We start from the raw sequence: 7,560 nt of genomic DNA, 5'->3' as shown, positions 1-7,560 counted from the left end.
GCTGGCCCCCGACAAGGGCCCGCGCAGGGCAGGGTGGCCCCCTCCCATCAGACTCAACTGCCCGCCCGCCTGTCCCGGGTGCCGGGCCGTGCGGCCCACTCCCGCCGTCGGTCAGCGGAAGAGTCTGCGGCCGCAGTGCGGCCAAGGGGATGCGCCCCGCTGGATGTACAGCTTCTTCGCACGGTAGGTCTGCTCGGCTGCGGGCGCGTCCTGCGGGCGGCCCCGGCCGCCCAGCGCGCGCCAGGTGACCGTGTCGAACTGGTACAGCCCGCCATAGGTCCCCGAAGGGTCCACCGCCCCCGCGCGTCCGCCGGATTCGCAGCGCGCGAGCGCCCTCCAGTCCAGGCCGTCCGCGCCCACCACCGAGCCGGGCAGCCTGGCGGTGCCCACCAGGACCCGCTGGGCGACCGGCTCCTGGATCACCTCGTCCTCGACCTTCCGGGGGCGCTCGCGGACGCCGTTGACGCTGCGCAACTGGTAAGTGACCCGGCGCACGCCCGGGCGGCCCTGCTGAGCGACGATCTCGGTGCCCGTGAAGAGGGACGGGTCCCCCGTTCTGACCACCTCGTAGGGGATCGGCTCCTCGTGCACCTCCCGGCTTCCGGTGATCCGCAGGACGGTGACGGTCTGCCCGTCGCGGGGGAAGCTGCCGAGCGGTACGGAGGTGGTGTCCTGGCCGCCGAGGGGGATGCCCGCGCGGACGAGGGCCTCGCCGACGGTCGCCGCGTTGGTGCGGACGGTGCGGGTGCGGCCGTCGGCGAGGAAGGTCACGGCGCGTTCGGTGCGTACGTCCAGCGCGAGGCCGTGGCGGGAGATCGCGGAGGAGCGGGAGGCGGAGAGATACGCGCCCTCGGCCCGTACCCCGAGCTGGCGGAGCGCGCCCTCGACGGTGCGGGCGGTGGTCCACACCTGGCGGCGCTGCCCGTCGAGGGTGAGGGAGACGGGGCGGCCGTAGCGGACGACGATCTCGTCCCCGCTGGCGAGTTCCTCGCCGGGCGCGGGGGCCACGATGTCGTGCGCGCCGACGCCCACGCCTTCGTCGGCCAGCAGTTCGCGGACGTCCTCGGCGAAGGTGTGCAGGGTGCGGGGGCGGCCGTCGACGGTGAGGCGGACGGCCTTGTCGCTGGCGACGAAGGCGGAGGTGCCGCCCGCGAGGACCACGACGACCAGGGCCTGCGGCAGGAATCTGCGCAGCCCGGGCCCCGCGTCGGGGCGGAGGCGGTCGACCCCGCGCCGCCGCCGGCGGGCGCTCCCGGCCGGGGCCGGCTCCCCCGCAGGGGCGGCGCTCCGGCGGGCGACGGTGAACCGGCCGCCGTACGCCGCCGGGGGGACTGAGGGGACTGCCCCCGGGGGGGCTGGCAGGACTGAGGGTGCGCCCTGGTGGACGCCCGGGGAGTTGGGGATGTCCGGGAGCGTCGGCGGGTGGGGTGCCGTCCCGTAGGCCGGGGTCGTTTGCACCGCCGCGCCGTAGGCCCCCGGCCCGTACGCCTCCGGTCCGTACGTTCCCGGTCCCGGAGCCGTCGGCCCGTACGGGTCCGCGTACGCCGCCTCGAAGGCGTCCGCCCGGGCCGTCGCGTATCCGGCGTAGGCGAAGGGCTGGGTGAAGGTCTCCGTGGCGGCGGCATGGCCAGGGGCGGTCCAGGCCCGTTCGCCGCTCGGAGCGCCGTCCAAGCCTTCCGCCGGATAGCCGGCGTACCCGGGGGCGGTCCGGGTCCCGTCGTTGCTCAGGCCGCTGAGACGGCTCAGATCGTTCACGACGCTCCGTAGGGTCCGGGCCCGGTCCGACCGATGGCACTGCGGCCGGATGGTATCGGAGCGACGCTCACTGTCCAAAGCCATTCGGTCACGCTGTGTCGCGCCGCTACCCCCGCAGCGCTGTCGCTCAGTAGTCGAACGCCTCGGCCGTGTTCACCGCCACGGCCTCGGCCAGGGTGTCCTCGTCCAGCCCCTTCACCGCCGCCATCGCCCGGAGCGTCACCGGAATGAGGTAGGGCGCATTGGGCCGCCCGCGATAGGGCGCGGGCGTGAGAAAGGGCGCGTCGGTCTCCACCAGGACCAGTTCACGCGGGGCGGCCATGAGCGCATCACGCAGCGGCTGGGCGTTCTTGAAGGTCACATTGCCCGCGAAGGACAGGTAATAGCCCGCCTTGGCGCACACCCGCGCCATTTCCGCGTCTCCGGAATAGCAGTGGAAGATCGTGCGCTCCGGCGCGCCTTCCTCGGCGAGTATGCGCAGTACGTCCGCGTGCGCGTCCCGGTCGTGAATGACCAGCGCTTTTCCGTGCCGTTTCGCGATCTCGATATGGGCGCGGAAAGAGCGTTCCTGGGCGGCGACGCCCTCCGGCCCGGTGCGGAAGTAGTCGAGCCCGGTCTCACCGACCGCGCGGACCTGCGGCAGTGCGGCCAGCTCGTCGATCTCGGCGAGCGCGTCGTCGAGCGCGCCGTCCCCTCCGGCCTCCCGCGCGTCCTGCCGGGACCAGCCGTCGGGATCGCCGAAGACGATCCGGGGGGCCTCATTGGGGTGCAGCGCCACCGCCGCGTGCACGCTGTCGTGGTCGGCGGCGGTCTGGGCCGCCCAGCGGGAGCCCTTGACGTCGCACCCCACCTGGACGACTGAGACCACCCCCACGGCCGCCGCCCGTGCGAGCGCCTCCTCGACGGTGCCCTCCTGCATGTCCAGGTGGGTGTGGGAGTCGGCGACCGGGATCCTGAGCGGTTCGGGCAGCGGCGGCGGGGTGGACTTCGAGGTCATGGCCGCGATCCTACGAGGCGGGCCGCCGTTCCCTCAGCCAGGGCGATGCCCGCCTCGGACGGACCGGGCTACCTCCGGTGGAAGGGGTGCAGCAGATCGGAGAGATGCCAGTGGTGGTGGGCCTTGGCCGGCACCGGCTGTGCGGGCTGTTCCCGGGGGACCTCCACGAGATCGTCCCCCACCCCGACCGGTCCCGCGATCGGCGCGGGCCTGGTCTCGCGCACGGGGCGGGCGATCCGCTCCGGGTCCGCGGAACGCGCCATCAGATCCAGCACCGACGAGACCTGCCCGGCCCGCATGATCCGTACGACATGCCCCCCGCAGTTCGTGCAGTCGGGGCTCGACAGCGGCGACGGCACCCGGGCGCCGTTCGCCTTGTAGACGACGTATTCATGGCCGGCCGTGTCGATATGGTGCTCGATTTCGTACGCTTGCTCCCAGCCGTGCCCGCAGCGCATACAAGCGAAGGCGTACGCCTCGTGGACCCTGGCGGCGCCCGTGATCTCACTCATGCCTGCTCCTCTCCACTGACCCAGTGGACGCCCATTCCGGCGGGAGCGCATCATCGCCTGTCGAATATTGGAGCGGTCTTGGGCCTTCCCATGCCCATATGGCTCCGGACCCGGTCTGCGCTTTGCCTTCTACCGTAATCCTTTACGTGTCAGGGGGCCGGTGGAGCGGAATTCTTTGCCGCCACGACGGCGTCGAACACCTCGCGCTTGGGCAGTCCTGCCTCGGCGGCGACCGCCGCGATGGCCTCCTTGCGCCGCTCCCCCGCCTCCTCGCGCGCCCGTACCCTGCGCACCAGCTCGGCGGGGTCGAGATCGCCGGGCCCCGGGGCGGGCGCGCCCTCGACCACCACGGTGATCTCGCCGCGTACGCCGTCCGCCGCCCAGGCGGCCAGCTCGGCCAGCGGGCCGCGCTTGACCTCCTCGTAGGTCTTGGTCAGCTCCCGGCAGACGGCGGCCCGGCGGTCCGCGCCGAAGACCTCGGCCATCGCGGCGAGCGCGGCGTCGAGCCGGTGCGGGGCCTCGAAGTAGACGAGGGTGCGGCGCTCGTTCTCGTTCTCGCGCAGCCTGGCGAGGCGCTCGCCGGACTTGCGGGGCAGAAAGCCCTCGAAGCAGAAGCGGTCCACCGGGAGCCCGGAGAGGGCGAGCGCGGTGAGCACGGCGGAGGGGCCGGGGACGGCGGTGACCCGGATGTCCTTCTCGACGGCGGCGGCGACCAGCCGGTAGCCGGGGTCGGAGACGGAGGGCATCCCCGCGTCGGTGACCAGGAGCACCCGCGCGCCGCCGGCGAGGGCGTCGACGAGCTCCGGTGTACGGGCGGACTCATTGCCCTCGAAGTAGGAGACCACCCGACCGGAGGTCTGGACGCCGAGCGCCTGGGTGAGCCGCCGCAGCCTGCGGGTGTCCTCGGCGGCGATGACGTCGGCGCCCGCCAGCTCGGCGGCGAGGCGGGGCGGGGCGTCGGCGACGTCGCCGATCGGGGTTCCGGCCAGGACCAGCACTCCCGCCCGGTCGGAGGCGGGGGCCGGGGGGGCTGCGGGCGTATCGGAAGGCGGCACAGTGGTCACGTACGCCATTCTCCCAGGGCGGCGGGGAAGCTCTCCCGGGGGCGGGGTGCCAGGGCTTTCCCAAGGGGCCCTCCGGGGGCGGCGGCGGGGTTTCCCCGGGGGCACGGAGGGCTCTCTTCCGGGGCGGCGGCGGGCGGGAGGCACGCCGCTCACACGGACGTTCCCTACGATGGCGCGGTGACCAGTACCGCGCCACAGACCCTCCAGGGCAAGGACGCCGACGAGCAGCCCCCCGGCTGGCAGCATCGGCTGCGCAGATTCGGCTATGCGCCCCCTTCCGTGATCGGGCTGCGCGAACGCCTGGTCCCCCCCTACACCCGCCCCTCCGAACGGCTGTGGCCGGTCTTCGGCATCGCGCCGGCGGCGGTGAATCCGCTGCTGCGGGCCTCCGCCTGGCTGGGGCCGCTGCTGGTGGCGCTGGTCGCGGGCGTGCTGCGCTTCTGGAACCTCGGCAAGCCGCACGCGGTGATATTCGACGAGACGTACTACGCCAAAGACGCCTGGTCGCTGATCAACAAGGGGTACGAGGGCCACTGGCCCAAGGACATCGACAAGTCGATCCTCAAGGACCCCTCGGTCGTCGCGCTCCCGACCGACCCCGGATATGTGGTGCATCCGCCGGTCGGGAAATGGATCATCGGCATCGGCGAGAAGCTCTTCGACTTCACGCCCTTCGGCTGGCGCTTCATGGTCGCGGTGCTCGGCACGCTCTCGGTGCTGATGCTCTGCCGGATCGGCCGCAGGCTGTTCCGCTCGACCTTCCTGGGCTGTCTGGCGGGCGCGCTGCTCGCGGTGGACGGGCTGCACTTCGTGATGAGCCGGACGGCGCTGCTCGACCTGGTGCTGATGTTCTTCGTGCTCGCCGCCTTCGGCGCTCTGGTCGCCGACCGGGACTGGGCGCGGCGGAAGCTGGCGGCTGCGCTGCCGGAGGACGAGGACGGGGTGCTGCGGCCGGACGCCGGGATCGCCGAGTCGCTGCGGCTGGGGTGGCGGCCCTGGCGGCTGACGGCCGGGGTGATGCTGGGACTGGCCGCGGGCACCAAGTGGAACGGCCTGTATGTGATGGCCGCGTTCTGCGTCATGGCGGTGCTGTGGGATGTGGGCGCGCGGCGCACGGCGGGCGCGATGCGGCCGTACCGGGCGGTGCTGCGGAAGGACCTCGTACCGGCGTTCGTCTCGACGGTGCCGGTGGCGCTGGCGACCTACATGGTGTCGTGGTCGGGCTGGTTCGCCACGAAGGGCGGCCACTACCGGGACTGGGCGGACCACCGGGCCGGGCTCTCCCCCGACAGCGTCACCCTTCCGCTGCTGGGCGAGATCGATCTGCCGCAGTTCGGCATGAGCTGGGTTCCGGCCGCGCTGCGGAGCTTCTGGCACTACGAGACCGAGGTCTACAGCTTCCATGTGAACCTGAAGTCCGGTCACGCCTACGAGTCGAACCCGTGGAGCTGGATCGTCCTGGGCCGTCCGGTCTCGTACTACTACGAGGATCGGGCGGCGGGGCAGGGCGGCTGTCCGGCGGACACGGCGGACAAGTGCGCCAGCGAGGTGCTGGCGCTGGGCACTCCGCTGCTGTGGTGGGCGGCGTGCTTCGCGATCCTGTACGTGCTGTGGCGCTGGTTCTTCCGCCGGGACTGGCGGGCGGGCGCGATCGCGTGCGGGATCGCGGCCGGGTGGCTGCCCTGGTTCCTCTACCAGGAGCGGACGATCTTCCTGTTCTACGCGGTGGTGTTCGTGCCGTTCCTCTGTCTGGCGGTGGCCATGATGATCGGGGCGATGCTGGGGCCGCCGGGGTCGGACGAGCGGCGGCGGGCGATCGGCGCGATCGGCGCGGGGGTGCTGGTGCTGCTGATCGTCTGGAACTTCATCTACTTCTACCCGCTGTACACGGGGACGCCGATTCCGGTGGAGGACTGGCGGGACCGGATGTGGCTGGACACCTGGGTCTGATCCCCGCTCTCTGATCCGGGTCTGGCCCCCGCTCCGATCTGATGTCTGATCCGGGTCCGATCCGGGTCCGATCCGGGTCCGGCCCGGGTCTGACTCAGCTGTCGGCCGGTCCGGGCCGCTCCGGGTGCGGCCCGGGCCCGGCGGGCGCCCGCTCGCCCGACCGCGGCCCGGACCGGCCCCGACCCGCGCCGGTCAGTCGGCCACCGCGGCGATCGCGACGGCCTTGCCGACCCTGACCCGGACCGTCAGCTCACCGGGGCCGCTGTTGCGTTCGCCGAACTGCTCGGCCACGTCCTCGCCCATGTATCGGGCCGCGATCCGCGTCGCCCAGTGCCGCGCCTGCTCCTGGTCCTCGCTCACCTCCGCCTCCCCCTGGAGCACCACGAAGCCGAAGGGCGGCTCGTCGTCGTCCACGCAGATCGCGACCCTGCCGTCCCTGATCAGATTGCGGCCCTTCACCGTCCCCTTGCCGGTGTTGAAGACCAGTTCGTCCCCGTCGAGGAGGAACCACACCGGAGCGATATGCGGGCTGCCGTCAGCGCGCACGGTCGAGAGTTTCGCGGTGCGGGTGCCCTCGGAGACAAATCTGTGCCACTCGCCCTTCGTCATCATTTTCGCCATTTGGCCATATTCGGGCAGTCCCGGGCTGACGGGTGATCAGGCACGCCGAGGGCGTGGCTCCTGTCGCCGCCGTCGCCGCCCCGCCGGGTGGCGGGCACGCCCCATGGCGGGGGGCGAATTCCCTTCGCCCGGCCCGTACGGCTACCGCTAGCGTGACGGCGCATGAGCACTCACCCCGCCGCCGAAGCCCATCCCCGATTCGCCGAAGCCCTGCGCGGGCTGGACCTCGATGTACCGGTCCGCCGTTTCCCGGACGCGGTCCGCACCGCGGCGGACGCCGCTGCCGCGATCGGCTGCGATGTCAGCGAGATCGTCAAGTCACTGATCTTCGAGGCGGACTCGAAGCCGGTGCTGGTGCTGATGGACGGCTCGTCCCGGGTGGATGTGGAGCGGGTACGGGAGGAACTGGGCGCGGCGTCCGTCAAGCGCGCGAACGCCGATCTCGTCCGGCGGACGACGGGGTACGCGATCGGCGGCGTACCCCCCTTCGGGCATGTCACCAGGACCCGGGTGCTGGCCGACCGCGCGCTGCTGGATCACCCGGTGGTGTGGGCGGCGGCCGGGACCCCGCACACGGTGTTCCCCCTCGACCCGAAGACGCTGATCGAGCACGCGGGCGGCGAACTGGTGGACGTACGGGAACGCGCGGAGTGATCGCGCA

General features: G+C 72.6%; 7 protein-coding genes. 2 read left to right on the top strand and 5 right to left on the bottom strand.

Going from position 1 to position 7,560, the window contains the following annotated elements; all coding sequences use genetic code 11:
- Positions 1–111: 111 nt before the first annotated feature.
- The 4 genes from FF041_RS26870 to rsmI form a co-directional block, all read right to left on the bottom strand.
- Positions 112–1,671, bottom strand: coding sequence for a ubiquitin-like domain-containing protein (locus tag FF041_RS26870; RefSeq protein ID WP_407698200.1), 1,560 nt, complete (start codon positions 1,669–1,671; stop codon positions 112–114).
- A 211-nt stretch (positions 1,672–1,882) separates the two neighbouring features.
- The gene (locus FF041_RS26865; RefSeq protein ID WP_153525236.1) at positions 1,883–2,752 is read right to left on the bottom strand and encodes a TatD family hydrolase; all 870 of its coding nucleotides are present in this window, start codon (positions 2,750–2,752) and stop codon (positions 1,883–1,885) included.
- 68 nt (positions 2,753–2,820) lie between these two features.
- Positions 2,821–3,264: a hypothetical protein gene (locus tag FF041_RS26860; RefSeq protein WP_153483067.1), complete on the bottom strand. Its 444-nt coding sequence runs from the start codon at positions 3,262–3,264 to the stop codon at positions 2,821–2,823.
- A 149-nt stretch (positions 3,265–3,413) separates the two neighbouring features.
- Complete coding sequence (gene rsmI, locus FF041_RS26855) at positions 3,414–4,319, bottom strand: 16S rRNA (cytidine(1402)-2'-O)-methyltransferase (protein ID WP_323392831.1); 906 nt, start codon at positions 4,317–4,319, stop codon at positions 3,414–3,416.
- A gap of 186 nt (positions 4,320–4,505) precedes the next feature.
- Between rsmI and FF041_RS26850 the strand changes: the two genes are divergently transcribed.
- The gene (locus FF041_RS26850; RefSeq protein WP_323392812.1) at positions 4,506–6,278 is read left to right on the top strand and encodes a dolichyl-phosphate-mannose--protein mannosyltransferase; all 1,773 of its coding nucleotides are present in this window, start codon (positions 4,506–4,508) and stop codon (positions 6,276–6,278) included.
- A gap of 192 nt (positions 6,279–6,470) precedes the next feature.
- On the opposite strand, the gene FF041_RS26845 is transcribed toward FF041_RS26850, so the two are convergent.
- The gene (locus tag FF041_RS26845; protein WP_153525235.1) at positions 6,471–6,899 is read right to left on the bottom strand and encodes a PPOX class F420-dependent oxidoreductase; all 429 of its coding nucleotides are present in this window, start codon (positions 6,897–6,899) and stop codon (positions 6,471–6,473) included.
- 162 nt (positions 6,900–7,061) lie between these two features.
- On the opposite strand from FF041_RS26845, the gene FF041_RS26840 reads away from it, so the two are divergent.
- Positions 7,062–7,553 (top strand): YbaK/EbsC family protein, encoded by a 492-nt coding sequence (locus FF041_RS26840; protein ID WP_153525234.1) that lies wholly within the window; start codon positions 7,062–7,064, stop codon positions 7,551–7,553.
- Positions 7,554–7,560 lie beyond the last annotated feature (7 nt).

It is taken from the genome of Streptomyces jumonjinensis, assembly GCF_009600885.1.
In the GTDB taxonomy this organism is placed as follows: Bacteria; Actinomycetota; Actinomycetes; order Streptomycetales; family Streptomycetaceae; genus Streptomyces; species Streptomyces jumonjinensis.
The sequence above is the reverse complement of the archived record's forward strand: the minus strand, read 5'-3'. Positions and strand labels throughout refer to the sequence as shown.